The organism is Vibrio sp. 10N.222.55.A1 (assembly GCF_041473835.1).
Taxonomy (GTDB): domain Bacteria; phylum Pseudomonadota; class Gammaproteobacteria; order Enterobacterales; family Vibrionaceae; genus Vibrio; species Vibrio crassostreae_C.
This window is the reverse complement of the sequence record NZ_JBFRSX010000138.1, coordinates 1-334: the sequence shown is the minus strand read 5'-3', so window position 1 is coordinate 334 and position 334 is coordinate 1. Positions and strand designations below refer to the sequence as shown.

At 49.1% G+C, this 334-nt stretch carries 1 protein-coding gene; it reads left to right on the top strand.

From position 1 onward, the window contains the following. A partial coding sequence (locus tag AB4493_RS22130; protein ID WP_372155827.1) for a hypothetical protein occupies nt 1-334 on the top strand: 334 nt, incomplete at both ends.

The following is a 334-nucleotide window of genomic DNA, read 5'->3' as shown; positions in this document are numbered from 1 at the left end:
ATGATGTGCCAACCATCACTGATACGACGGTTGCGAGTACGTTTGTCGTTGATGAAGGCGATTTAGGCTCTTTTATCGCTCAGGCGACAGGCTCGTTTGTTACCACGAAAGGTGCAGACCAAGTAGAGGCTTACGAACTACGCAATATCTCAACACTGGAAGCGACGCTATCGTCGGGCAATGAAGGTATTAAGATCACTGAGATCACAGGTGCCACTAACACGACCACCTACCAAGGGGCAACTGACCCAGGTGGGACGCCAATCTTCACATTAGTGCTGACTGATGACGGTGCTTATACGTTTACTTTACTTGGTCCTCTCAATCACGCTAC